Raw genomic sequence first — 25,220 nt, forward strand, 5'->3', positions numbered from 1 at the left:
CTACCCATATACCTTCTGGAGCCTATGAGGTTGATACAGATATGTGTGTTGCTCACAATGTAACTATCAACTTTTCCGTTTTCAAAGCGCTAGTGTCTAATGTTTTTGCTCTTTTGTTGATAATTAGCGCTTTCTCGGCACACGCAGCAGAAGATAAATTTACCTTCGACACTTCAGCACAACGTGAGAGCTTTTTAAAACTTACCGCTGAACTGCGTTGCCCAATGTGTCAAAACCAGAATATTGCCGATAGCGACGCCATGATTGCCCACGACATGCGCCGAAAAGTATATACCTTACTCAAGCAGGGCAAGACAGAGCAGGAAGTCATTGAGTTCATGAAGTCGCGCTATGGCGACTTTGTTCACTACCAACCGCCAGTTACGGCTGCGACCTTGTGGCTTTGGGCTGGCCCCGTATTGTTTATATTCATTGCCTTGTTGTTTGTTATTCGCCGGAAGTCGGTAACGCCACCTGAAGATATGGCCGCTAAGTTAGCCAAAGCAGACAAAATGTTGGAGCAAGAGAAAGAATGAGTTGGTCTGAGTTTTATATTATTGTTTCAGGCTTAATCACGCTTGTTCTTTTAATTGTCGCTTTTCCATGGCTGCGTAACAAAAATCACGCAAAACAAGACAGTTTAAGCAATACGCAAATTGTTAAGCAGCGTCTAGCTGAACTTGACCGCGAGGTGCAAGAAGGGCTTATTAGTGAGCACGACAAGCGCCAGGCGGTTGATGAGCTTAAACTGGCGCTGGTGGATGAAAGTGCATTTCACCAAAACAAAACCGGTAACGCTAAATTGCCAATGGCAATAGGTGGTCTACTTGCCGTGGTTTGCGGAGCAATTGTGTATTCGCAAGTTAACCAAATGGAAGGTGTTGCGAAAGCCCAGCAGTCTATTGAAGCGCTACCCGAGCTGAGTCAGCAACTCGCCAGCGGTAATGCGAACAACCTGACCCAGCAAGATATCGCAAGCCTTGCTCTTGCTATACGCCAGCGTCTGAGAGAAGAGCCCGAAGACGACACCGGTTGGATGTATTTTGGCAGATTAATGCTGAGTATTGGCCAAGAAGTACAGGCCATTGAAGCTATCGATAAAGCAGTGAGTTTGGCACCTTCTAATTCAGCTAACCGTATTACGCTAGCTCAAGCTTTGATGACCACAGGTGATGTAAACAATCTGGAACGAGCACAATCTATCTTATTAGGCTTGCTTAATGATAACCCTGAGAATGATAATCTCGCGCTTATGATGGCAGTGGTGTCGGCTCAACTTGGTGACCTTGAAAATACTCAGCGTTTTTATAAGCAAGTTGAAGGTAAGTTGCCAGCTGATAGCGACATGGCCCAGCGTTTAGTTGCACGTATAAAAGAGCTACAAGGGAATACCAGTGAAATGGCAGCGCTACAAAATACGGGTGCTGAAATTACTGATACACCAACAGCGCAAAATACTAGCAGCGAAGCACAGACCGGCTTCACGATTACGGTAAGTTTGTCTGACGACGCAAAAACAAAAGCGCCTAAAGAGGGTTTCTTGATTGTGTTTGCTCAAGATGCGAACTCTGATAATAAAATGCCTGCTGCTGTGGTTAAACTGCCCATAGATGACTTCCCCGTTTCTGTTATTCTAACCACAGAGAACGCAATGATGCCACAATTCACGCTAGCCACACTTTCTAATGTGGTGGTTACCGCAAGGCTATCTAAAGATGGTAATGTGGCAGTTTCGAAAGGTGAATGGCAGGGGAGTGTGAGTGCAAGCGTTACTGCCAACGAAATATCTTCACTAAGCGTTATTATTGATAAGGAATTATAAGTATGGAACTGTCTAAATCACTCGCAACCGGCTTGATTGTTGCGGCAAGTCTTCTAGGTGGCTGTGCGAGTAACCATACTCAAGATCAGGCTCAAGCATATTCTCAAAACGCTGGGTCAAACGAGGCTGTAGTGGATACATCGGACCCACGGGATCCCCTTGAACCGGTAAACCGTGAGATTTGGGATTTCAACTGGGATGTATTGGATGCATATATTTTGCGCCCTATTACCGTTACCTACGTTACTATTATGCCTCAGCCTGCACGTACTGGCCTAGTGAACATTACGGATAACCTACAAGAGCCAGCAAACTTTTTAAATAATATGTTTCAAGGCAAGGTGGATGATGGATTAGACAGCCTTGCTCGCTTCTTGATCAATACTACGGTGGGCTTAGTCGGCACCTTTGATGTTGCGTCTAAAATTGGCATTGAACGAAAGCGTGAGCAGTTTGGCGAGACACTGGCTGTATGGGGTGTTGATACAGGCCCTTTCTTAATGTTGCCATTTTTAGGCCCAAGCGATCCGCGAAGTTTTACCGGAGACTATGTTGACGGTTTTGCTTTTCCTATGTCTTTGCTTGAAGGGTCGGTAAACTTAGCGCGTATTGGTATTTCGGTACTTGAAACAAGAGCCCAATTACTTGACCAAGAGGCGCAGCTAGAGCAGTCAGTGGACGATTATGCGTTCGTTAAAAACGCGTATTTTGAGAATTTAGAATTCCGCGTTACTGACGGTAAAAGCGGCGATAAAGCCATTGATGATGAGCAGCTAGACGACTTTGCTGATTTCGAAGCCATGCTGGAAGGCAGCGACTTTGATAGCTATGAAGAAGCGTCAGAGGAAGCTGTTGATGAGCCTACAGAGATAGAAGATACGTCGGTGAATGACACTGAGAAGGCTAAGCTAAAAGAAAAAGACGCTAAGTCGAAAGACGGCAATTAGAGAGTAGAGTAATAAATAGGACGAATTCGGGTAAAATTCGGGGGAAGGGGTTATTTATTTTTATCTAACCTTAACCTCAACTTCAACGTTACCCTAGCTATAATGCTGACTAGTCCTGAAATAGGTTGACACTTATTTCGGTTAAAACGCCCGATGTATTTCATCGGGCGTTTTGTATTTAAGAGCCAAATGTGGCCTCCTACCATTATAGATTGTTACTGACTCTGCAACCATCTTTCTCGCTTCTTCTAAATCTCTTGGCTTATGGAGTAAGTATTCATTTTTAAGAATACCGTTTATCCGCTCTGCAAGGGCGTTTTGATAGCAGTCGTAGCCATCTGTCATTGAGCACTGTACATCATGTTTTCTATGGAGTTTTTGATACTCTTCTGAGCAATACTGTATACCTCTGTCAGAATGATGTACGAGTTTTTCGTTTGTACTTTTTTGTTTAAGCGCTCGAGTAAATGCTTGCTTTACTGACTGCGTTCGCATGTTATCGTCGACCTGATAGCCCACAATCTTCCGCGAATAAGCATCTGTAATGAGACTCACATAACTCTCTCCAGTTCGCGTCGGTAAGTACGTAATATCCGCTACCCATAGCTGATTGGGTTTATCCGCTTTTAACCCCGCTTTAATAAGGTTGGGATGACAGCGGAACCGATGATGACTGTTCGTTGTTTTGTGATAGGCACGCTTTGTAGGCACTAATAGACGCCTTTCTCTTAGTAAATTAAAGAGATGATCCCTACCAATATCTATTTTTACGAGCGCAAGAAGATACTGTAATTTCCTAGTGCCGATGCGAGGTTGAATCATTCGCTCATGACGTACGAATTGAATGACTCTAGCCTCATGCGCTTCGCGCTTGATTGAACGAGCACAATGTTGGTAATAGGCCTGGCGAGAAATATTCAGATAACAACAAGCTTTGGCTACGGAAACCCCGTCTATCACTTTTTCCTGGATGACTTTCTTTTGCGCTTTTTTACAACGCTTACTCCATAATCAGTTTCAAGAACATTCACGACGGCTTCAAAGAAATCAGCTTTCATTTTCGTATCAGCAAGTTCTTTCTCCAGTGCCTTAATACGCTGTTCTGGAGTGAGCTCTACTTTGGACTTATCCACGCAGTTACCTCGTTTAAGAAACTCAGGTGTACCATCCGTCCAATTTAGACGACCATGCTTACGAAGCCAAACTAAAACCGTTGAACACCCCTGAATTCCGTAGTGGTCTTGTGCTTGTTTATATGTGAATTCGCCTTTTTCAACTTGGTCTACAACGGCCAGTTTAAAAGCGAGGGAATAATCGCGTTGAGTTCTTTTGCTATTTGATTTCATTACACTCTCCAAATTAAGTTTGAAAAGTGTCAACGCTATTTAGGATGGGTCATGCTCAAACAAAAAAGCCATGCTCAACAGCATGGCTTTTTTGTATGTGAATAAGCCTATTGGCAGCGTTCAAACGACAAACTAGTCCTTTGGATAGCCCATAGGGTTTTGCGACTGCCAGTTCCACGTGTCTGCGCACATCTCTTCTAAGCCTTTTTCAGCATGCCAGTTAAGTTCTGTGGCCGCTTTCGTTGGGTCCGCATAACAGGCTGCCACATCGCCGCTTCTACGCGGGGCAATCTTATAAGATACAGTTTTACCCGAACCTTTTTCGAAGGCTTTAATCATTTCGATTACTGAATAGCCCTGACCTGTACCTAGATTGTATTTATCTAGGCCCATGTTTAGGTTGAGTCGATCGAGCGCTTTTAAGTGACCGTTGGCAAGATCGACAACATGGATGTAGTCGCGAACGCCAGTGCCATCAACGGTATCATAGTCGTCACCAAATACGCTTAGTTGCTCTAGCTTACCGGTGGCTACCTGAGAGATATAAGGCATTAAGTTGTTTGGGATGCCGTTAGGGTCTTCACCAATTTGACCAGACTCATGCGCACCAACTGGATTGAAGTAGCGAAGTAATACGATGTTCCACTCGTTGTCCGACACGTAAAGATCGCTAAGCATATGTTCAACCATAAGCTTCGACATACCATAAGGATTAGTCGGTTGGCCTGTGGCCATGTCTTCGCGTAGAGGTAGCGATGCTGGGTCGCCGTAAACCGTAGCAGAGGAGCTAAATACAATATTCTTTACATTGTGCTTCTGCATGGCTTTACATAGCGTCAGCGTGCCGTACACGTTGTTTTCGTAATACGAAAGGGGCTTTTGTACAGATTCGCCAACGGCTTTTAAGCCCGCAAAGTGAATAACAGCAAAAATATTATGCTCGCTGAAGATGTCATCTAACACAGCAGTGTCGCGAATATCGCCTTGAACAAATGTCACTGACTTGCCCGTCAGTGTTTCCACGCGACGCAACGACTCAGCACTTGAATTGGCTAGGTTGTCGAGTACGACAACGCCGTAGTTTTGTTCAAGTAACTGTAGAACTGTGTGGCTACCTATATAGCCTGCACCACCAGTGACTAAGATGGTCTTCATGCATTCTCCTTGCTAGACGGTTGCGCAATGTATTTAGCGCAGATGGAATATTGAATAGGTTTTATAACCAATGGATAAACTAAAAATACCACAAAAGCCCAGAGTAACGAGGTCCAATTTGATGCGGTTTGAAGAATAAGGGCAAATACGGGCACGATAACGAGTAACTTAAGAACATTCAGTAAGGTCTTTTCTGGAACACTAAGCCGCTTGGATGCCTGGTCGAGCAACTTAACGCGCTCTGTTAATGGAAGACCTTTTAAGGCAGGAATGTCTCTTGTAGAAAAATAAAACTTCATAGGTTTGCTCTAAGCCTTTATTTCGAAACCTTAAATAAAAAACCGCCGGAACGTTACGTCGCGGCGGTTATTGTAGGGTAATTGGTCAGCACTTAAAACATGCTAACTATAAATTACGCTTTTTCTTCAATACCAGCTTTTTCCCAGAAACGAGACTTAAAGCTCATTAAACCAATCACGATAGCAATAGCTATGCTGAATAGGGCAATCTGAAGATACAAGTCAGGCATTTGCTCAACCTTCTCTGGATCAAAGTTACCAGAAAGCAGGCCAGCAATGATGTTACCGATAGAATAGGTAAGTACGAAGACCCCCATCATTTGCCCTGCAAAGCGCTTAGGCGAAAGCTTACTGACGGCGCTTAGTGCAACTGGGCTTAGGCAAAGCTCACCAACTGTATGCAAGAAATAAGTAGTAACCAGCCACATAGGCGCAACTTTAAGGCCTTGAGCGGCGTATTGTGAGGCCATAAACATTACCAAGAAGCCCGATGCCATAATAACGATACCAATAGCACACTTAATGGTGTACGACGGGTCTATCATTCGCTTAGCAAGGTTAATCCAAAGGGCGGCGAAGAAAGGCGACAAAATTATAATAAATAGCGAGTTTGAAAGCTGGAACCATACTGTTGGAATAGCGTCCATCCCAAACCAAGATGTAAGTAGCGAGCCGCTTTCAAGTACGCGGTCAGTGTAGTTCTGAGCGAATAAATTGAGTGAAGAACCTGCTTGCTCAAAACCAGACCAGAAACAGGCTGACGCAACACACACTAAGAACAGCGCCCACATGCGCTTCTTCTCGTTGTCGCTTAGTTGGCCTTTAAAATAAATAAAGCCGAAGTAAAGGAAGAAGATAACAGTAAAGGCAACGGCAACTTGTTGAGCAAGGGCAACTGGCTCAATAACAATGATGCCCATGTGCGCAAGCACAATAACCACAACAGCAAGGGCAACCACAGCCCAAACGCCCATCCAAGCGCGCTGTTTAGCGGCACCTTGATATGGGTTTGCAGGAGCAACAGAGTCTGACGATAACGAACGGTTGCTAAAGTAATATTGAATTAGGCCGATTGCCATGCCAATGGCAGCTGCACCAAATGCGTAGTGCCAGCCCCAGTTTTCCTGTAAATAACCAGTCACTAGGTAGGCGATAAGAGAGCCAATGTTAATACCCATGTAATACAGCGCATAGCCACTGTCACGACGGCCATCATCCTCACCATATTGCTGACCAACCATGGCTGAAATATTGGGTTTAAGTAAGCCGGTACCTGAAGCGACAAGAATTAGGCCTACGAAAAATAAATTTTGTAAGTCTATCGCAAGCACTACGTGACCGGCGAAAATGATAATGCCGCCGTACCATACAGCGCTTTTACCACCGATCAAGCGGTCAGCTAGCCAACCACCTGGCAACCCTAAAAAGTATACCGCGCCAGTGTATAGGCCGTAGATAGCGCCAGCCGTTGCAACGGTAAAGCCCAACCCTTGGGTTTGTAAGCTTGCTGTCATGAAAAGAACAAGTAGCGCGCGCATTCCGTAATAACTCATGCGCTCCCACATTTCTGTAAAGAATAGCGTTCTTAGGCCCCCTGGATGGCCGAAAAAGCTAGTATCGTTAGATGATTTCATAATTATATTTTAATTCCATATTGCTTATGGTTGTTATTGTAGAGCACTTATAGGATAGGCTCTTTGATAGTAGTCCGTAAGGCGGATAGCTTCTTATACTAGAGCTTGCTTAAAGACACAAGATTTGGGCGACAAACTTCATTAAAGCAGTGTCAATCGGCTAAGCCTTAAGCGACTTAGCCGATTGATAACAAGGCTTATGTGAATTGAAATGCACTAAAGTTCGCGGATGGTAGCCACTACAATTCTTACTATGCCGTAAATAAGCAGCAAGGACACACCGAAAAGAACGAGGTTGTAAATAACGGTTGGATAAGCGTTATCATCTGGAAGAGTAGGCGATTCTACGGTCACCAAATGTTGAAGTTTTTGGTATGCCTCTACGCGAGCGTTTTCAAGCGTAATCAACGATGAAGAGTACGCTTGAATAGCCAATTGAAGTTGTACTTGAAGGTTACTGTATTGCGCCATAAGCTCACTCACTGACAGGGCCTCGCTTTTCCCTTCAGCAGTACTGATTCGCTCTTTCTGCTTTTCTACTTCATTTTGTAATGCCGCTATTTCACGCTTAATATTGATGACTTCAGGTGCAACGTTAGACATCATGGTCGACATGGTACTTAGCTCAGCCTTTTTCTGGGCAAGGGTTGCTTGGAGCGAAAATGCTATTTGTTGAAAAGCAGCACCTTCAGCAGTAGGGTCGAGCACATTGTATTCAGACTGAAAGGCCAAAATTTCAGTCTTTGCTTGTTGAAGTTTTTGTTCAACAATCTCATGCTCGCCTTTGGCAAAAGTGAGTTTTGATTTCGCCAAGTTGTTATTGATATTGTTAATAAACTCTTCTGCCTTATCAACAATGGCTTTGTTGATTATTTGGGCATATTCTGCGTCAAAAGCACGGGTACGCAGGCTAATTACGGAAGACGCTGAATCAACGCTTACCTCAATATGATCCAAGTAAAATTGATAAAAATCTTCTTGCTTATGAGAAGACGACAGACCGCTGAACATATCAGCTTTGTCTGACATATAATGGTCTCGAAGACCAATAGTGTCATCCAGATACTTAATCATATCGGCAGATTGAATATAAGCTTCCACTAACTGGCTTTCTGTGCCTCCAGACCCGCCAGATACACCGGCTGCCATTAGTAGCGAAGATGGGTCAAAGCTGCTGCCGCCTTCGCTTGATTTAACGATAAGCTGACTTTTACTTTCGTATTGTGGCGCCGCCCATAGAACAAGATAGGCCGCGTAAAGTAACCATGGAAGCACAAGTAATAGCATTTTATGTTTGCTTAGAAGGGCATTGAGCTGTGTAAGAGATTTTTCCACTGTGATTCGAACCTATTTAAGTGATTTCTTATTGTCTGCATCCTGCGTATAAACGTCGATGCCTTCTTCAAGATCGTGATAATAAGTGAGTTTACCATCATCAATGATGACGGCAGAGGTGCAGAACTCGCGGATTTGGTCAAGTTCATGGCTCACCATGATAACGCCCGCCTGCTCGCTTTTTTCCTTAAGTGATAAACGCGCTTTTTTTCTGAAAAGCGGATCGCCAACAGATGTTGCTTCATCGATAAGGTAAATATCGAAATTTATATTCATACAGCATGCAAACACTAACTTAGCGCGCATGCCCGAGGAGTAAGTTTTGACCGGTAAATCAAAGCGTTTGCCCAACTCAGCGAACTGTTGCACCTTTTCTTCGTATTCAGGGAGGGATTTAACGTTGTTGATTCTTCCCACAAAACGCGTGTTTTCACGCCCGGTCATTTGCGGGTGCACACCCGTTTGCAGAGCCACCGGCCACGACATAGATTTGTTTGTTAAAACGCGGCCTTTGTCGGGGTATTCACTTTTCGCTAGCATGCGGAAAAGGGTTGACTTACCCGCACCATTTTTACCTAAAATTGCGACGTTATTCTCGGTTGGAAAATCAAAATTTAAGTTTTTAAATATATACTGAGGGCCCATTTTACTGGGATAGCTCTTTGTTAAATTCTCAATTCTTATCATCGTGACAACACCTTCTTCCACGTGATGTGGTACATCGAAAGGCTTAGAAATAGGGCAATCGTTGTTACTTCTAAAATATAGCCTAACTCAACGCCGTGTTTCCCGTATGACTCGAAGCATGCGAACCTGGCTAACTCGTTAAAGTGAACCAAAGGGTTCCAAGTTAGGTATGGCCAAACTTCTTCAGGTACGTCCTGTAAGCTGAAAAATACACAAGAGATGAATAGTAGAGGCCTAGATAGCATAGACTTAATTTTGTCTACTTCGGGAACAAATGCGCTAGTGATAGCGAATACTATACCGACCGCGACACCGAAAACCCACAATAACGTGAAGAGAAATATGAGAAGCAAAGGATCATTTAGTACAAATGTTTCATCTAGAAGGTACAGAGCAATATACAGAAGAAAAACCACGGTAGTTTTTATTATTAACTCTAGAAACCCAGCAGTTAAAATTGCAGCAAACGGCTGAACTTGTCTAAACGCGTAGAGCGGTTTATTCCTTCGTATTGAAGTAGAAACACTATTCATGCAGGAAGTGAACGTTTGAAGCCCCATCAATCCAATCATCATAAATATAAAGAGTGGGATTGAGTGAACGTCTCCATCGTGTAGTAGGCTTCGGAAAAATGAAAGAGCAAATATGAAAATAAAAGGTTCTAGGAATGCCCAACCCAAGCCAAACTTATCATTAAATTTACTTTGAAGCTCACGCAGGAAAAGCGCAAAAATTACGCCTCTCCATGCATAGAGCTGATCTTTAAACGTTACCATGCTTAGTTAGTAGCAACGTTAGCTGCAATAGCAATTTGATAAACGATTTGGGTGATATCTTTAACCGCTTGCAGTACTTTGGTATCAATGGCAGGCAGAACGATAATCTGATCCCCTGGCTCAAGCTTGCTTTTGTCGCTTGAAAGGAATGAATCGTTCACGCTAGAAAAGGTAACGTTACCGTTTTTGCGAACAATAAGTATACGCTCGTCTTCAGCGCGTTCAGTAAAGCCACCAGCCCAAGCTACGTAATCTTCAGTAGTTGCATCTGGGTTAAATACTACAGATTGCGGCAGTAGTACTTCACCGCCTACATGTATCAAGTCAGTCACTTCAGGAATGACGATGGTGTCATTAGGTTCAAGTAAAATATTAGCTATGTCGCCGTTTTCAGATACAACAACACGGCCTTGGGGTTCCACTCGCCTTGCGCGAGCTATAAAGTCTGCGACAAGCTGTGCTTCTTGAGCGCGTATAGCACCTTCACCCGTCGAGCTTATCGGAGCGGTATACATGCTTCTCTCAAGACGCTGTAGACCTTCTTCAATGATTTCCTTTTGCTTAACGGCAACACTTTCTCTAAGTAGGTAAATATTTTGCGTGTCAGAGAGCGTGGTATCAGCTTCAATATGGTCTAAGACGTCAAGTAAGCGTGCGCCTTTATCAACCATGATTTGTGATGCGCCTGCGAAGGCGCCAGCAACATTGATTCGATATATTTGCGGCTCGTGATCCGCAATGTATTCTACCGTGTCGCCTGCGCTTAGCTCTAAAGAAGCGAACTCTTTTAAATCTAGGTAGCGTGCGAACTGTTTATTATTGCGAACACCTGATACTGAGGCATGAGAAGCGAATTCACCAGGTCGTGCAAAGTAATTAACCACGCCACCGTTAAGCTCTTCATTTAAAAATTCAAAGGTAAAGCTATTGCGAGCTCCGGTTTCAACCACGATTGTGTTGCCGATTGGATGCACCAAAATAGTGTCGCCGTCTTTGAAAGATACTTCTGGAAGCTTTCCACTTCTGAAAAAGGCATACAAATCTGCTGTTGCGACGACCTTGCCATTGCGAACAACGTCGATTTGCCTAAAACTGCCACGTTGGAAGTCGATGCCGCCTGCACGTTTTAAATAATAGAGCACACTATCTGAAGCAAGGCCGGCATACTGACCAGGGCGCAATACTGGACCTGATACAAATATAGACACAGGTGTCGATGTCAGAAGGTTAACGTAGACATTCACATCGTTTGTGTAGACTTGCCTAATTTTTGCAGTAACTGTCTGGTTTACACTACCTGCCGGTGTATTTGCAACGCGGATAGGGCCGATGTTAGGAATAAAAATGTTGCCTTGGTTGTCTACAGTAACAACGCTAGAAAAATTAACCGCACCCCATAGCCAAATATTTATCTTGTCGCCAGGCGCAACCAGGTAATTATCGTTCAAGCCTGAACTGCGCTCAGATTCAAAGCCACCAATAAATAGGTTCGCAGCAAATGGCGGATTTTCCATAGGAGCTTGGGCAGGGAACACTGTATCAATAGTGGGCTCTCCTGGTAAGTTAACACCATTTCGCGGCTGAGTGGAAAATTGCCCCATAGAACTTGCTGAGCCCGTTGCGCCAGGTAACGTTCGTTGTGTTGAGATACTTAGAGGAGAGACTGACTGTGTAGCCCCTGAGCTTTGCGACTGTTGAGCTCTTTCTCTTAGCTGCTGTAGTTGTTCGACACTTTGTGCGAAAACCGGCTGTAAAAGAAGACAGCCAATTACTGCTGAACACGCTGTTATTGAAAGTGTTTTGATTGTGTTTTTTATATCCATAAACTTCATTAACTTATTCACCTTGCGCGGTTGCCGAAACTACGAGAGGAGACACGACTTTCCATCGCCCATCCCGCTGGCAAGTGGTTACTTTGCGCTGCGCGCCCGTCTGAACAGAGTCACTGTCTTGTAAAGAAAAGCGTATACACTTATTGCCGCTGGCTGAAGTGTAGTGCTTGGTGGCTTCATAATCATTGCCGTTGATGCGTATTGAAAAAGATTCTTTTTTATCAAAATAAACATTGGCTTTTGGAATATTTATTGCAAGCTCTTTATCTGGCGCAAGAGAATATGCAAGGGAAGAGTGCACCAAGGGTATGTCAGCTTCGGTAACTGTAGGTGAGTTAGTGCACCCGGCTGCGCTCACAATAAGTGCGAACGGCAAGATTAAACGTTGGAATTGTTTGAACATTAGCTTTCATATCCATATAGCAATTTCGCGCTAGGATAACACAAGTTTAAAAAAAAGCATGTTTGCTATCCAACCTGCACCTTGGTTTCAGATGCCATAAAGACTGTATTGGCGTTAGAAAGTTCATAGGTGCTATGAATTTAAACATTGGGTGGAATAAACGTGTTTTTTGCCCGTTTATTTTATGCCTCAGTGAGCATTCGAAGTGTTAGAGGAAAATTTCCACGTATATAGGGGGAATCGCATTTGTTATGAAACGTTTTGAAACGATAATTTTTGCGATTTGGGTGGTTACTTAAACAAATGTTTTATATCATATGGCAGTTTTCGACCTGCATAGTTATAACAATAATCCCTCACCGCGCTGGAAGAAATGGAAGTTGTACATAGATGGAATCGATATTGAGCTTTTTAAACAAATTTACAAGTGCATTGGTTAGGCTGGTAAACACTAGTGTTTTGGTAACCGGTGACGAGAGGTTGTGTGTTTTATGCTAGCGTACTTGCAGTTCGTCCCGCTTTTTACTGCATTTTTCGTAGCCCTAATCCTTTTAGTGGTGATGACGCCTTTAGCGCATCAGTTTGGCTTAGTTGACCAACCTACGGCACGTAAACGTCATGCCGGAATCGTCCCTTTAACAGGGGGCGTCGCTATATTTATGGCGGTGCTAGTTGCGAGCGTTGCAACCGATGTATGGATGAAGAACAATCCACTTTTCTTTACTGCATCTGCTTTCGTGGTATTGCTCGGTATGCTAGATGATCGCTTTGATTTAAGCGCGAAAGGTCGCCTTATGTGTCAGTTTGGTGTGGCCGCTATCATGGCATGGAGCGCGCAAAATTATATCACTTCGCTAGGAAATATTTTCGGAACCGGAGAGGTAATGTTCGACCTCGGCGGGTACTTCTTTACCATCGTTTGTGTTGTAGGGGTCATCAATGCATTTAACATGATAGATGGCATCGATGGTCTTGCAGGTGGTATGAGCTTGGTTATATTGCTCACCGTTGCTGGTTTTTTGATTTTTACAGGTAATGGCGCCTCCATCATGGAGCCTCTTATAATCGTTGCCGCTATCGTTCCTTTCTTGGCGTTTAATCTTAGTTGGAAAGGGTTTAAGGGAAACAAGATATTTATGGGTGATGCAGGCAGTATGTTTGTCGGTCTCACCATTGTATGGCTGCTTGTTGATCACACCCAAGGTGACACGGCGGCGTTTAGGCCTATAACTGCGGTGTGGCTTGTTGGACTTCCTTTAATGGATATGGCTGCAATCATGTATCGCCGCGCGCGCAAGGGCCAGTCAATGTTGAAACCAGACAGGCAGCATCTACACAATATTTTTATGCGTGCAGGGTTAAGTAGTAGACAGTCGTTGGTGGCTATATTGGCGCTTGGGGCGTGCTATTGTCTAATCGGTATCCTAGGTGAAGTTTATCGCGTGCCGGAATCGGTTATGTTTTATGGCTTCATGGTACTCCTAATTATTTATAGTCTTGTGATCCAGCATATTTGGAGCGTACTTCGCTTTGTTAAGCGGTTTAGGTCGTAGATTAAGTAAAACCCGTAGCGGGTTTAGAGAAATCTCTGTAACATATCTTCAAAAACGAAGCGCATAACAGCGCTTTTATTTTCTTTGTTACTATTTATTGCTGGTAAAAAATTCTTGATAAATCAATTCTCTGTCATTCACAATGAAAATAAAAAAAAGCATGTTGAATCGATTGTCGCCATGGCCGTTTACCAGGCGGACAATGCGAGATGGCTTCAAGAATCGATTAAAAGCATAACAGAGCAAACCTATTCGGATTTTCTTTTCATCATTGTTATTGATGGGCCGGTGCCTAAGCCAATAACTCAAGTCCTGCAAAGCGCAGCCGAGAACGACGATAGAATCGTTCTAGCGCAAAATAGCCATAATATTGGTCTTGCAAGCTGCATGAATTCTGCTATCGATTATGGTTTGCAGTTTACTCCCTCTTATTTTGTGAGAATGGATGCAGACGATATTTCCGAAGCGCATCGCTTGTTACGTCAAATTACTTACCTAAATAGGCATAGCAATATTTCCGTGCTCGGTTCTGCGCTTACTGAAATTAACGAAAGCGGGAAAAAAGTCGGAGCGCGGGTAATGCCTGCTTCGCACAAACAAATAACCCGAATACTACCTAGGCGTTGCTCACTTAATCATCCTACAGTGGTGATTCGGTATAGCGTGTTTCATGATGGACACAGGTACAATGGCGACTTGCTCAACACGCAAGATTATTTTTTCTGGATTTCGCTAGCCTCACAAGGTTACATCTTTAGAAACCTGAAGGACCGATTATTGAAGTTTAGAAGAGTGAATAACTTCTATAAGCGTCGCGGGTTAAGCAAATCTCTCAATGAATTTAAAGCGCGCATCTTTGCGATCACCAAATTAAAACAGTTTTCACCCTATAACTTTTTTTATGCTTGCGGTGTCTTGTCGTTGCGCTTAATGCCAGGGAAAGTGGTTAAACTAGCATACAAACTCGACAGGCATTTATTAGAGAGGTTTGGCAAGCATTGAAAACAGGGATTGTAGTAATACTTTATAACCCCGATTTTGGGCACCTTGCGAACGTGATTAGTGCTTTTTCGGCGCCTGAATGGGATTTAGTATTAGTTGATAATTCTGCTAACGCTGATGAGCGTTTGATTATATCTAGCTGCACCTACATCCACTGTAAAACTAATGTGGGTATTGCGAAAGCTCAAAATATAGGCTTAACAAAACTCTTTGATAAAGGCGTTGAGTATGCTTTCCTGCTCGATCAGGATAGTCAGTTTACGCCTAGCATTGCTACGGAATTACTGCGCCAGTTTGCTACTTTGGAAAAAGAAACCCCCATCGCCGCTATAGGGCCCTCTATTTACTGTCAATTTTCTGATTGTGTTGATCAGGGTGTGTTTCAAAGAGGTAAAAAAATCTGCGATAGCTTGAAAGAAGTGAAACAAATTATTGCCTCGGGCATGCTTATCTCTCGTCGCGCTTTCGATAGAGTGGGCGGAAAAGAAGAGGCACTGTTCATTGATGGTGTTGACCATGAGTGGTGCTGGCGAGCCCGAGCAAAAGGGATGGCTATTTATCAGTCGTTAAGTGCTTGTATGCCTCATCGGCAAGGCGACGATAGAGTGAAAGTGTGTGGCGTTATGTTCAAACAAGGCGCTCCCATTAGACTCTACTATCAGTTTCGCAATGTGCTTATTCTTGCGCGACGTAGCTACGTTCCGCTTTATTGGAAAGCTTCGTCATGTTTGTGCAATACCCGTAAGGTATATTGTCAATCGATTTTGTTTTGGGCAGGGGAAAGCAAGAGGGCAGTACATGCGGCGTGGTCTAAAAGATGGACTTAAACATCGCAGTGGTCCTATTCAAGTGAATAAAAGGCCTGGATAGCGTCGTTGATTAGCTACAATTAGCTAAACGGTATGTGTGCAAAGCGAAAAATATGCTTAGTTTACTTTCACTAAAATAGTGCATTAGATATCATTTATCCCAAATTTGGTGCATTAATGCGTGAAGGATAGCCCTATTGCCCAATTTCAACACATAAATGCTCTAAAAGGGTAATTGGAACATCGATTGCATTACTCTTTTGTATAATAGTGAATATAGATAAGCTTAAGAGATAACAGACGGCAAGGCGCCGACTTGAGCTAGTAACTAGGATTTTAAAAAAGGATATTAACTTATGAGTCAGGTTAAAAAAGCGGTAATTCCTGTAGCAGGTCTTGGGACAAGAATGCTTCCGGCAACGAAAGCCATCCCTAAAGAGATGTTACCTGTGGTTGATAAGCCACTCATTCAATACGTTGTTAGTGAATGCGTTGCGGCTGGTGTAAAGGAAATTATTCTAGTTACTCACGCTAGTAAGAACAGCATTGAGAACCACTTTGACACCTCATTTGAGCTAGAAGCAACCCTTGAAAAGCGTGTAAAACGCCAACTTTTAGAAGAAGTACAGTCAATTTGTCCGAAAGACGTAACCATCATGCACATTCGTCAAGGCGTTGCTAACGGACTAGGTCACGCTGTCTTGTGTGCACGTCCGTTGATTGGCGATGCTCCATTTGCTGTAGTACTTCCTGACGTGATCATTGATGATGCAGCGAGTAACCCGAAAAAAGATAACCTTGCTGACATGGTGGCTAAATTCAATACTAGCCGTGTAAGTCAAGTTATGGTTGAGCAAGTACCAGAAGAAGATATTTCTAAGTTCGGTATTGCTGATCTTGACGGAGCAGCTATTGCCCCGGGTGACTCTGCTAAGATTCACGCAATGGTAGAAAAACCACCGCAAGATGAAGCACCTTCTGATTTAGCTGTGGTGGGTAGATATGTGCTTTCAGAAAAGATTTGGGACCTGCTAGAGTTCACACCTCCAGGTGCAGGTGGCGAAGTTCAACTTACTGACGCCATTGATGCACTTATGAAGCTTGAACAAGTAGATGCTTACTACATGAAAGGTAAGAGCCACGATTGCGGAAGTAAGTTAGGCTACATGAAGGCTAATGTGGAATATGCTTTACGCCACCCTTCTTTAGGCGATGAGTTTAAAGAGTACTTAGCGTCTGTAGTGAAATAACGAAGTACTTTGTAAGCTACAACTTTAAACGGTAAAAAAATGCGCCACCATCGGCGCATTTTCTGTTTTTGAAACACTCACTTTCCATGCTACTGGGCTAACCATCAAGTAAACGTTTAGAGCCGTTAAGCAAAGGTTGTGTTATTTATTTAACACGCACATGACTTTCTATCTTACTTAACATTTTTTCGCCAATGCCCTTTACTTGGGTCAGTTGCGCGACTTCGAGAAACGGGCCCACTTCCTCACGGTACTTAATAATCGCTTTTGCTTTTGACTGACCAACACCTGGCAGCGAAATTAGTTGCTCGACAGTCGCTGAGTTTAAGTCGATGCGTTGTTGTAGGTTTGTTGCTTTATTCTGTGCATGCTTACCACTTTCTACTTCAGCTTGAACCATAGGAGCTTGAATAGCTAGCGCTGATAGAACTAGTAAGCCAGAAATTAACTTTTTCATCATCTTTCCTTGTATGTGTTGCTAAATACGCTATCCGTTTTTCGGGTATTACGTTTTAGCTAAATGGGTTTAAAATTATGTACCCAGAGTGCACTCACTTTCTCTAGTCTCAAGACTATCGAAACTAGCCTGGCCATAAAGGTTAGAACCTATTCGATGTAGCAACTAATAGTAAAGCGCAAGGCACTTCTGTGTGTACACACAAGATGATAAAGGCGGGCTGAAAAAGCGGTAGTCCAGTTTTAGTACAGTTTTTATTCGTAGAGTGGAGAATAATGCCTAACAAAAACGGGCTAGAAAGCCCGTTTGAAATACTTAAATTGCTAAAGCAAAAAATGCTTATAGACGATCAAGAAGCGCTTGGGTAAATTCTGTTGTACCGGCTTCACCACCTAAGTCGCGAGTGGTACGGTCACCAGATTCAATGACGTCTTTCAATGCTGCGCGGATTTTCTCAGCTTTATCGCCCATGTTTAGGTATTCAAGCATTTGCGCTGCAGCAAGAACTACTGAAGTTGGGTTGGCAAGATTCTTACCCGCAATATCCGGTGCGCTGCCGTGAACAGCTTCAAAAATTGCACAATCTTCACCGATGTTTGCACCAGGTGCCATACCAAGACCACCTACAAGACCTGCACATAGGTCAGATAGAATGTCACCGAAAAGGTTAGTTGTTACGATAACGTCAAACTGATGAGGATTCATTACAAGTTGCATACAGCAGTTATCAACAATCATCTCAGCAGATTCGATATCAGGATAGCGTTCGCCAACTTCACGGGCAACTTTTAGGAATAGACCTGACGTTGACTTAAGAATGTTCGCTTTATGAACCGCTGTCACCTTTTTACGACCTTCGCGACGCGCTAACTCATAGGCAAAAGTTACGATTTTTTCAGCGCCATCACGGGTGATCTTACTCATAGCTTCAGCTTCGTTGCCGTCTTCTGAAACAACTTGACCTAGACCTGAGTACATACCCTGAGTATTTTCACGTACAGTGATAATATCTATATCTTCATAGCGCGCTTTTGTGCCTTTAAAAGACATTACTGGGCGAAGGTTTGCGTACAGTTTGAACTGTTTGCGAAGACTAACGTTAATAGACGTGAAGCCTTCGCCAACTGGCGTAGTCAAAGGGCCTTTAAGCGCAACTTTATTTTTTGCGATAAGGTCTAGTGTTTCTTGAGGTAGAAGCTCGCCATGTTCTTCCAGTGCAACTAAGCCCGCATCGGCATAGTCATAGGCAAAGTCACAGCCAACCTTATCTAGAATTTTTGTGGTCGCATCGATAATGTCCGGGCCAATGCCGTCACCGCGAATGACTGTAATACGTTGCTGAGTCATGTGGAGGGATCCTCTGGTAATTCTGTTATCAAAATCGTTAGGTTTATTCAATTTTTGGTTTGGCGCGTGAGGTGCCAAGTTCTGCTTGCTTACTTATTATAATTGAAAATGTAGGGAAAAAGGATAAAGCACCGCAAAAGTTGCCGTATTTTATACGATAGCCGGCGCAAGTTATAGCCATTCGTAAAGATTAATTAAGGTGATAGGGCGATAAATCTGTCATTACGCGCTGATCCAGCTATTAAATAGTGTTGAAGCAGGCAACAGGCATTAGTTAATAAGTCGCATAGGTAAACTATCACGGGTTTGCTAGAAGGGGGGGCAAAATAGGGTGGGCCCTAATAAAGTATTTTCATTGGTGTGAGTGCGGTTAAAAGTTCGTATGCGCAACTAAAGAGAAAGAGGGCAAAAGAGTAGTTGCCCATTGGACTCAAGTGCACTGTGCACATCACTGGGTTGCACATTTAGAATGCTCAAGAGCGTTTTTACATTGATATCATGAAGTAACGAATAGATACCTTGGTGAAATAGACAGGCTTTCGCGATAGCAAAGCTTAATACTAAAATCGCCTGTTCTTTTTGAATCGATTTTGGAACCTCGGTACTCGCTTTTCCACACTGATGTATTACGGCACGCCAGGTCGAGCTCTGATGCCAACTCCCAGCAAGCTCGGAGGCTATCGCTAGCCACGGCGTTTCCGACTTCACTTTAAATGCATTGTTGATAGATACGGCTTTGCTAAGGTCGACAGGCAAGGATTTAGATACTTTGAAACCCGGAAGAGTAAATAGCGGCGTGCAGACAAAGGTCATCGTTAACGCTGCCGACTGTGGTGTAAACTTCGAATCTACAATTTGGGCGAAGTAGCTAGAGAGTGAACACGCTAGCAAGGTTATTTGCTTACAGATTCCCATAAGTGGAAATTGATTTTGCGTCAGGCGCTCTAAAAGAGCGAACTGAATAAGCATGTCGCCCACCCGTTCTATACCGTAGGTTAATACTGCCTGTTTGATACTTTTTACTGGCAGTTGTAGCCTATTGTCTTGACTCGCTGTGTGCATCAAAAAGTGATTAAAAGTGGGGACTTTTTCAATTTTTTCACACAGCTGTTCAATCTCTACATCTTGCTTTTGCAATTCATCGATAATGTTAATCAGTCCCTTCGGAGGATGTTGGATGGCAAAAGTTGAAGGCAAAAATGGAGTGCCGCCTTGATTCACTCTGGCATTGGCAGTGTCTGTATACAGCGCCACAAAGTGTTCAAAAGGCAATGATAACGCCACCGGAGCGCGAATAGCTGATAAAGGAAGCCATTTGCCATCTTCGTTGTCCTTGCTGAGCGTGAACACATAACCATGATATTGCTGGATATCTACTAACGCCCCAGGTACGCCATTGGCATACACCTTTGCCCCAGGAAGTAAGCCCTGGAATAGGGGGATTAGCGGTGCAATATGATGTCGGTGTTGGGCTGGTAGACGATTGGCTATGTGGGTAAACACAATTTGGTAACCCACCTTTTTTGTTCTTGTGGCAAACACACCTGAGAGAAGACAAAGCCTCTGCGCTAAGTTCAGTCGGCTGTCTGATATGTAATTAACGTGCTTTTCAGTCTGCAACGCTTTTTGTAACTTTACCGTGTCTTGCCAAATAGTCAGATTATGTTTACGTAAAAAGCGAATAACTTCAGCAACTTTATCTCGCGGTGTTTTACCGTTAGATATCCAAAAGGTGGCGAGCAAAGATGCGAGAACGTGCTGCAGATAGTGGTCATTGAACCGACATAGCTTACCAAACAGAGCCAACAGCAAAAGCTGTTGCGTGTCTTTAGGTAACTCGTTATCGAGGTGAAGCGTAGCTGCGGCGAGCGCTGGGTTTGCATTAACTAACGTCAATATCCGTTTTGCGTTTTTCAACCAATGGTTAATACGCTGCTCGACTGATAAATCAGCTTCGCCTATATGGATAAGGCGCTTAAGCATGGAAATGATGTCGGTCACTCCCCATCCTTCTAACTTTTTTGGTAGCTGGAGTAAGCCCCTTCGCCCCATGCTATGAGCTTATCGTTTTCAAACAGTAAAGGCGTACACTCATCTTGTGTAGTCAATCCGTCTGCACGTACATGCTGGGTTCTAAAAAACATTACCTGAATCGCTGTAGCACCTTGTCGTTTAGCTTCTGTGATATCAGGCGAGCCTAGTAAAGCAAGCACCTCTTCTCTTGTACTGCCTAGTTTTAATTTAGTAATTTGAACCCGGTTGTATTCTTCACGGTCTTTCCAATCCATATTTTCAGGTTTATCTGGGTAAAAGGCGATAACCATAAAAACAAACACCGCGTATAACGCGATGCCAGCTAAAATTAGACGAATAACCTTGGTATTCATGACCGTTACTTCTCGTTTTCTGTACTCAAATGTTAGTGAGGGTTATTAGCGTCTCAAAGCATGAGCCTTTGAAAAGGTATGCTGATCGACCTCAACATGCTTCCGTTTAATACCACTCCTGGCAAGTGTACCTCAAAATCCTTAGTAAACATAAGTAGTAAACGTAAGCAAATGCATTTCCTTATAATTTTGCTTGCTTAGTCACTTTTCACGACATAACACGGTTCGTAGGCGCTGCCTGGTAGTTTCATCCTGTGCTGTTTTACAAATGACTCTAATAATGTATCGACTTTTTCCATAAGATTGCTATCGCCGGTAAGCTCGAACTGACCGTGTTTTTTAATTTGTGCGATCCCTTCGGCTTTTACGTTCCCAGCAACAATACCAGAAAATGCTTTTCGTAAATTTGCAGCGAGATCACTTTTGCTTTGATTTAAATGAAGCTGTAGGGCAGCCATACTTTTATGTGTTGGAATAAAAGGCTGTTGGAAGTCTTGTTCGATTTTAAGTGACCAGTTAAAGCTGAAAGCGTCACCCATCGCCCCTCTGAACTTTCTTACTTTTTCAAGATGTTTGCTCATAGTGCGGGCTACTTCTTCAGGATCATTCACGATAATTTGATATTTTGACTGGGCCTCTGCGCCCAACGTGGCTCCTACAAAGGTGTCGATGGCTTCAAAATACTCTTCGCTGCCTGCAGGACCAGTTAATATCACAGGAAATGGTTGTTGCGCATTGCGCTCATTCAATAATATGCCAAGTAAATAAAGCAGCTCTTCAGCCGTACCTACGCCGCCTGGAAATACAATAATACCGTGCCCGAGTCTTACGAATGCTTCTAGACGCTTTTCGATATCTGGCATGATAATAAGTTCGTTTACAATCGCATTAGGCGGCTCGGCGGCAATAATACTGGGTTCAGAAATACCAATATAGCGCCCTGATTTGTGACGTTGCTTGGCATGACCTATCGTCGCCCCTTTCATAGGGCCCTTCATAGCGCCGGGTCCACATCCAGTACAAATATTCATATCGCGCAGGCCTAACTGGTAGCCCACCTCTTTGGTGTACTTATACTCAACCTGATTAATTGAGTGACCGCCCCAGCACACTATCGTATTTACGCTATCGTTACCTTCGAGCGCTTTAGCGTGACGAAGCATATCGAACACCATATCGGTGATTTCGTTCCCCTCAGCGGGTGCGGTTTGATGAAGAAAAGCATACTTGTTGCCCATGTAAAGCAAATCACGGAGTACAGCAAATAAATGCTCATGAACTCCGCGCACCAGCGTTTCGTCTACAAATGCAACGTCCGGCGGATTAACAAGTTCAATCTTTACGCCTCGCTCACGGCGAATCAGCTTTATTTCGAAATTCTCATAAGGAGCAAAAAGCGCCTCAAAGTTATCCTCGTCCACACCGCTGTTTAACACTGCAAGGCTGCAGTTTCTAAACATGGCAAAAAGTTCGCTATTCGTTGCGTCCTGTAGACGAGAGACTTCCACTTGCGATAGCTGGCTCATCCAGCCAACGGGGTTAAGCTGCACTTTCTTCATAATTTACATCCTATAAGTCAGTGCTTAAGTCAGTTACAACAAGATTTCGGCCGTTTCGCTTCGCTTTATAGAGGTATTCATCAGCGCGTTCGAAAACAGTTTCAGGGGTGTCTTCTTTGCTAAAGCTGGTGGCACCAAATGATGCGGTGATCTTTACTTTTTCTTGCTTAAATTTAAACGGCATAGCAGCAAGCTTAGTTTTAATTTCATTTAGCTCTTTTTCAATTATTGCCATCTGCGATCCAGGCAGTAACATAACGAACTCTTCTCCTCCCCACCGAGCAATAAAGTCGTTTTCAGAAAGGCTTTGTTTCAGAAATTTACTCACTACTTGAAGGGTTTTGTCACCTGCAGCGTGACCAAATCGATCGTTTATTGATTTGAAGTGGTCAATATCAACGACCGCGACTGCGAGTTCAGTACCATTAGCTTTAAATTCAGTAAAGGCGTTATCCAGTTTCTCGTTATAAGCCTGCCTGTTAGGTAAGCGAGTGAGTGGATCGGTTCGGCTTTGCACAGCCTGCTCAGCCAATTTCTTTTTATAAGCACTGGTTTGTTGCTGCAGTGTATCAATGCGCGATTGCATGGAAGATAGCAGTGCCATGAGGGCCTCTTGACCCTGTTCGTCGCTGTCTTGCTGTTCAGTTAAGGTCTCTACAAGTTTTTCAACGCGAAGCTTTGTCTGCTCTTTCAGTGATTCTAAGGAGTCACTGTCTGATACGGTTTCCTCAATGTGACTTATATGGCGTTTAATTTTCTCTGTACCGGCTTTACGCTGTTTAAACTGAGCTTGACTACCTTGAATCGTATTGCTTACGTCGTTACTTACTTCATCTAATGAGCGGTGCAGGCTCTGAATCACTTTGCCTGTCAAGCTTGCCTCTGACATGGCGTCTTGCACGATCATGCGCAAAATTACAATGCAACTTTTAAGTAGCTGGTCTTTATCCATACCTTCATCAAGCCGTCGCTTAATATCATTAAGCTTTCGATCGCTCGGCTTTTTTTGAGCATAAGAGGTGATGAGATGATTAAGCTCAACTAAAATAGAACGGTAATGAGGGTTTTCATCTTTAACTGAGTCGGCTGTAGCGTTTTCTTCTTGTTCCGGTTTTGCTTCTACGGCTTCGTATGGCTCAAGCCTCACCATTTCTTTATTGAGCGCAATGCGGTGAAGAGCAATGGCTTTGGCGTATAGCTTATAAATACTGAAAATGTCGCCTACAGGCTGGTTTAGTTTAATTAACTCTTGTGTAGTAAGGCCCTTTAACTCGTTGTCTTCGAAGACAATTTTTTGCAGCTGTTTCATTGCATCTTCTAGCGTTGAAACGGTGTCAACACTGTATTTTCTTAAGGTGATTTCTTGATGCTGAAGAGATTTATTGAGCTTCTCAATGCTTAGAGCGGCAAGGCTAAAATTAGGCGTGCCTGAAAGGTGACCGCGCAGCACTTTAAGTTCTGTATCTATTTTATCGGAAAAGCCTTCATAAAATGCTGAGAGCTTCACGATAAATTGACAAAGAAGCGCGTTATTTTGTTTAAGGGCTTGTAGTTGTTTTGCTTCCATAATCTCGTCTTTGTTCTAAGTCGCAATTATTGTCGCGATTTAGTTAGCTTTTAATTGTGTGCTTCATCGCTGTATTACTGACGCGCCTGACGATGGTTAGCATAAGGTGTTTCGAAATTCGAACGGAAAGGGTTGATGTCTAACCCCCCACGTCGGGTATAACGGGCACAAACTGTTAATTTAGCGGGCTTACAATGCTGCATAATATCGCTGTAAATACGCTCAACGCATTGCTCATGAAATTCATTGTGCTGCCTAAAGCTAATCAAATATTTTAAAAGCCCTTCGTGATCAATGGCTTTTCCTTCATACCTAATCTGAATACTAGCCCAATCTGGCTGACTTGTGATTAAACAATTAGATTTAAGTAAATGAGAAACCAAGGTCTCTTTGGTACCGACATTGTTCTCGGTAACTGCTAAATATTGTGTGTTAGGAGAGTATTGCTCGATTTCCACATCAAGGTTATCCAATAAAATTCCCTCGAATTCCTTAAACTGCAATGCGGTAAACTGTTGAGGAAGAATGAGTTTTACCTGAACCTGCTCCCCTGCACATTTAGATAGATCAGCTTGAAGAACGTTTTGAACCTCTTCTGGTGACGCAAACTTTGATTGATTGAAGCTGTTCAGGTATAGCTTGAACGATTTTGATTCGATGAGATTTGGGGAAGTAATAGGAACATTGCATTCCAAAATTGCCACATTAGGCTTCCCTTTTTGGTTAAGCCAGGAAAGTTCATATCCCGTCCAAGTGTCTATCCCGTCAAACGGTAATTCAAAACCCGACAGGGATAAAGTATCTCGGCTTAAACTGCGAGGTACCCCTTGCAATAAGCTTGGATTGTATTCAAATTCATAATCAACCTGTTTGCCCAGCGACAGGTCATCAGGTGCGGAGATAATAATTTTTTGAGGCGAATTGTCAGTCGACATAAGAACCTTTCATCTATCTACTCGAAGTACTAACCGGCGTTCTGCGACAGCGTAATTTCATGAGGGTACGTTATTAACTCGCAGCACAGCCTTAGCAACCCCAGTGTTGACTTAACTG

Annotated in this window: 23 protein-coding genes; 7 read left to right on the plus strand and 16 right to left on the minus strand. The window is 43.4% G+C overall.

What is annotated here, in order from left to right; all coding sequences use genetic code 11:
• The first annotated feature begins 41 nt into the window (after nt 1–41).
• Genes ACYX4M_RS11310 through ACYX4M_RS11320 form a run of 3 tightly spaced genes read left to right on the plus strand, consistent with a single transcriptional unit; the run spans nt 42 to nt 2,769 of the window.
• Entirely contained in the window at nt 42–536 is a 495-nt protein-coding gene (locus tag ACYX4M_RS11310) for a cytochrome c-type biogenesis protein (protein WP_476082871.1), read from the plus strand.
• A complete protein-coding gene (gene ccmI, locus ACYX4M_RS11315) occupies nt 533–1,822 on the plus strand; it encodes a c-type cytochrome biogenesis protein CcmI (protein ID WP_476080187.1) in 1,290 nt (429 codons plus the stop codon). Before ACYX4M_RS11310 ends, ccmI begins: the two co-directional genes overlap by 4 nt.
• 2 nt (nt 1,823–1,824) lie before the next feature.
• Nucleotides 1,825–2,769, plus strand: a complete 945-nt coding sequence (locus ACYX4M_RS11320) for an MlaA family lipoprotein (RefSeq protein WP_476080188.1) — start codon at nt 1,825–1,827, stop codon at nt 2,767–2,769.
• Nucleotides 2,770–2,910: 141 nt separating this feature from the next.
• Here ACYX4M_RS11320 and ACYX4M_RS11325 read toward each other — a convergent pair.
• From ACYX4M_RS11325 to ACYX4M_RS11365, 9 genes are all read right to left on the minus strand, one after another.
• Nucleotides 2,911–4,115 (minus strand): IS3 family transposase gene (locus ACYX4M_RS11325; RefSeq protein ID WP_476080189.1). Its coding sequence is split into 2 segments (ribosomal slippage): nt 2,911–3,743 and nt 3,743–4,115, totalling 1,206 coding nucleotides; the frame shifts between segments, so codons are not numbered across the junction.
• A gap of 132 nt (nt 4,116–4,247) precedes the next feature.
• Nucleotides 4,248–5,270: a UDP-glucose 4-epimerase GalE gene (gene galE / locus ACYX4M_RS11330; protein ID WP_476080190.1), complete on the minus strand. Its 1,023-nt coding sequence runs from the start codon at nt 5,268–5,270 to the stop codon at nt 4,248–4,250.
• Nucleotides 5,267–5,569, minus strand: coding sequence for a DUF6170 family protein (locus tag ACYX4M_RS11335; protein WP_476080191.1), 303 nt, complete (start codon nt 5,567–5,569; stop codon nt 5,267–5,269). The genes galE and ACYX4M_RS11335 overlap by 4 nt, the downstream gene beginning before the upstream one ends.
• A 113-nt stretch (nt 5,570–5,682) precedes the next feature.
• A complete protein-coding gene (locus ACYX4M_RS11340; RefSeq protein ID WP_476080192.1) occupies nt 5,683–7,203 on the minus strand; it encodes a peptide MFS transporter in 1,521 nt (506 codons plus the stop codon).
• A 216-nt stretch (nt 7,204–7,419) separates the two neighbouring features.
• Nucleotides 7,420–8,538 (minus strand): KpsE/RkpR family capsule polysaccharide export protein, encoded by a 1,119-nt coding sequence (locus ACYX4M_RS11345; RefSeq protein WP_476080193.1) that lies wholly within the window; start codon nt 8,536–8,538, stop codon nt 7,420–7,422.
• A 12-nt stretch (nt 8,539–8,550) separates the two neighbouring features.
• Complete coding sequence (locus ACYX4M_RS11350) at nt 8,551–9,225, minus strand: ABC transporter ATP-binding protein (protein ID WP_269918828.1); 675 nt, start codon at nt 9,223–9,225, stop codon at nt 8,551–8,553.
• Nucleotides 9,222–10,001: an ABC transporter permease gene (locus tag ACYX4M_RS11355; protein WP_476080194.1), complete on the minus strand. Its 780-nt coding sequence runs from the start codon at nt 9,999–10,001 to the stop codon at nt 9,222–9,224. Before ACYX4M_RS11355 ends, ACYX4M_RS11350 begins: the two co-directional genes overlap by 4 nt.
• Before the next feature lie 2 nt (nt 10,002–10,003).
• Nucleotides 10,004–11,833, minus strand: coding sequence for a polysaccharide biosynthesis/export family protein (locus ACYX4M_RS11360; RefSeq protein WP_476080195.1), 1,830 nt, complete (start codon nt 11,831–11,833; stop codon nt 10,004–10,006).
• A 4-nt stretch (nt 11,834–11,837) separates the two neighbouring features.
• Nucleotides 11,838–12,236: a hypothetical protein gene (locus ACYX4M_RS11365; RefSeq protein ID WP_476080196.1), complete on the minus strand. Its 399-nt coding sequence runs from the start codon at nt 12,234–12,236 to the stop codon at nt 11,838–11,840.
• A gap of 491 nt (nt 12,237–12,727) precedes the next feature.
• Here ACYX4M_RS11365 and wecA point away from each other — a divergent pair, with 491 nt between their 5' ends.
• The 4 genes from wecA to galU all read left to right on the plus strand — a co-directional run bounded on the left by wecA (nt 12,728) and on the right by galU (nt 16,850).
• Entirely contained in the window at nt 12,728–13,789 is a 1,062-nt protein-coding gene (gene wecA / locus ACYX4M_RS11370) for a UDP-N-acetylglucosamine--undecaprenyl-phosphate N-acetylglucosaminephosphotransferase (RefSeq protein WP_476080197.1), read from the plus strand.
• Nucleotides 13,790–13,903: 114 nt separating this feature from the next.
• A complete protein-coding gene (locus ACYX4M_RS11375) occupies nt 13,904–14,791 on the plus strand; it encodes a glycosyltransferase (RefSeq protein ID WP_476080198.1) in 888 nt (295 codons plus the stop codon).
• The gene (locus ACYX4M_RS11380) at nt 14,788–15,618 is read left to right on the plus strand and encodes a glycosyltransferase family 2 protein (protein WP_476080199.1); all 831 of its coding nucleotides are present in this window, start codon (nt 14,788–14,790) and stop codon (nt 15,616–15,618) included. Before ACYX4M_RS11375 ends, ACYX4M_RS11380 begins: the two co-directional genes overlap by 4 nt.
• 338 nt (nt 15,619–15,956) lie before the next feature.
• Nucleotides 15,957–16,850 (plus strand): UTP--glucose-1-phosphate uridylyltransferase GalU, encoded by an 894-nt coding sequence (gene galU, locus ACYX4M_RS11385; protein WP_334057336.1) that lies wholly within the window; start codon nt 15,957–15,959, stop codon nt 16,848–16,850.
• Nucleotides 16,851–16,995: 145 nt separating this feature from the next.
• Here the strand turns inward: galU and ACYX4M_RS11390 are convergent, their stop codons facing one another.
• The 7 genes from ACYX4M_RS11390 to queF all read right to left on the minus strand — a co-directional run bounded on the left by ACYX4M_RS11390 (nt 16,996) and on the right by queF (nt 25,102).
• Entirely contained in the window at nt 16,996–17,307 is a 312-nt protein-coding gene (locus ACYX4M_RS11390) for a ComEA family DNA-binding protein (protein WP_476080200.1), read from the minus strand.
• 339 nt (nt 17,308–17,646) lie between these two features.
• Nucleotides 17,647–18,654: an isocitrate dehydrogenase gene (locus tag ACYX4M_RS11395; protein ID WP_012517475.1), complete on the minus strand. Its 1,008-nt coding sequence runs from the start codon at nt 18,652–18,654 to the stop codon at nt 17,647–17,649.
• Between the two features lie 390 nt (nt 18,655–19,044).
• Nucleotides 19,045–20,655 carry a histidine kinase gene (locus ACYX4M_RS11400; RefSeq protein WP_476080201.1) on the minus strand — a complete coding sequence of 537 codons (1,611 nt, stop codon included), beginning with the start codon at nt 20,653–20,655 and terminating at the stop codon, nt 19,045–19,047.
• An 11-nt stretch (nt 20,656–20,666) separates the two neighbouring features.
• On the minus strand, nt 20,667–21,041 hold the full coding sequence (locus ACYX4M_RS11405; protein WP_014948536.1) for a DUF3192 domain-containing protein: 375 nt from the start codon (nt 21,039–21,041) through the stop codon (nt 20,667–20,669).
• 197 nt (nt 21,042–21,238) lie between these two features.
• Nucleotides 21,239–22,600 carry a nucleotide 5'-monophosphate nucleosidase PpnN gene (gene ppnN / locus ACYX4M_RS11410; protein ID WP_476080202.1) on the minus strand — a complete coding sequence of 454 codons (1,362 nt, stop codon included), beginning with the start codon at nt 22,598–22,600 and terminating at the stop codon, nt 21,239–21,241.
• A gap of 10 nt (nt 22,601–22,610) precedes the next feature.
• Nucleotides 22,611–24,167, minus strand: a complete 1,557-nt coding sequence (locus ACYX4M_RS11415; RefSeq protein ID WP_476080203.1) for a GGDEF domain-containing protein — start codon at nt 24,165–24,167, stop codon at nt 22,611–22,613.
• 74 nt (nt 24,168–24,241) lie between these two features.
• Nucleotides 24,242–25,102: an NADPH-dependent 7-cyano-7-deazaguanine reductase QueF gene (queF, locus tag ACYX4M_RS11420; RefSeq protein ID WP_476080204.1), complete on the minus strand. Its 861-nt coding sequence runs from the start codon at nt 25,100–25,102 to the stop codon at nt 24,242–24,244.
• Nucleotides 25,103–25,220: the final 118 nt, after the last annotated feature.

This window comes from Alteromonas sp. ABV4_150, from assembly GCF_056311745.1.

Excerpts from the sequence above, each read along its gene's own strand:
- ACYX4M_RS11395 (WP_012517475.1), bottom strand. The coding sequence starts at position 18,654 with ATGACTCAGCAACGTATTACAGTCATTCGCGGTGACGGCATTGGCCCG.
- galU (WP_334057336.1), top strand. The coding sequence starts at position 15,957 with ATGAGTCAGGTTAAAAAAGCGGTAATTCCTGTAGCAGGTCTTGGGACA.
- wecA (WP_476080197.1), top strand. The coding sequence starts at position 12,728 with ATGCTAGCGTACTTGCAGTTCGTCCCGCTTTTTACTGCATTTTTCGTA.
- ACYX4M_RS11320 (WP_476080188.1), top strand. The coding sequence starts at position 1,825 with ATGGAACTGTCTAAATCACTCGCAACCGGCTTGATTGTTGCGGCAAGT.
- ccmI (WP_476080187.1), top strand. The coding sequence starts at position 533 with ATGAGTTGGTCTGAGTTTTATATTATTGTTTCAGGCTTAATCACGCTT.
- galE (WP_476080190.1), bottom strand. The coding sequence starts at position 5,270 with ATGAAGACCATCTTAGTCACTGGTGGTGCAGGCTATATAGGTAGCCAC.
- ACYX4M_RS11350 (WP_269918828.1), bottom strand. The coding sequence starts at position 9,225 with ATGATAAGAATTGAGAATTTAACAAAGAGCTATCCCAGTAAAATGGGC.
- ACYX4M_RS11390 (WP_476080200.1), bottom strand. The coding sequence starts at position 17,307 with ATGAAAAAGTTAATTTCTGGCTTACTAGTTCTATCAGCGCTAGCTATT.
- ACYX4M_RS11415 (WP_476080203.1), bottom strand. The coding sequence starts at position 24,167 with ATGGAAGCAAAACAACTACAAGCCCTTAAACAAAATAACGCGCTTCTT.
- ACYX4M_RS11360 (WP_476080195.1), bottom strand. The coding sequence starts at position 11,833 with ATGAAGTTTATGGATATAAAAAACACAATCAAAACACTTTCAATAACA.
- ACYX4M_RS11355 (WP_476080194.1), bottom strand. The coding sequence starts at position 10,001 with ATGGTAACGTTTAAAGATCAGCTCTATGCATGGAGAGGCGTAATTTTT.
- ACYX4M_RS11310 (WP_476082871.1), top strand. The coding sequence starts at position 42 with ATGTGTGTTGCTCACAATGTAACTATCAACTTTTCCGTTTTCAAAGCG.
- ACYX4M_RS11335 (WP_476080191.1), bottom strand. The coding sequence starts at position 5,569 with ATGAAGTTTTATTTTTCTACAAGAGACATTCCTGCCTTAAAAGGTCTT.
- ACYX4M_RS11365 (WP_476080196.1), bottom strand. The coding sequence starts at position 12,236 with ATGTTCAAACAATTCCAACGTTTAATCTTGCCGTTCGCACTTATTGTG.
- ppnN (WP_476080202.1), bottom strand. The coding sequence starts at position 22,600 with ATGAAGAAAGTGCAGCTTAACCCCGTTGGCTGGATGAGCCAGCTATCG.
- ACYX4M_RS11405 (WP_014948536.1), bottom strand. The coding sequence starts at position 21,041 with ATGAATACCAAGGTTATTCGTCTAATTTTAGCTGGCATCGCGTTATAC.
- queF (WP_476080204.1), bottom strand. The coding sequence starts at position 25,102 with ATGTCGACTGACAATTCGCCTCAAAAAATTATTATCTCCGCACCTGAT.
- ACYX4M_RS11340 (WP_476080192.1), bottom strand. The coding sequence starts at position 7,203 with ATGAAATCATCTAACGATACTAGCTTTTTCGGCCATCCAGGGGGCCTA.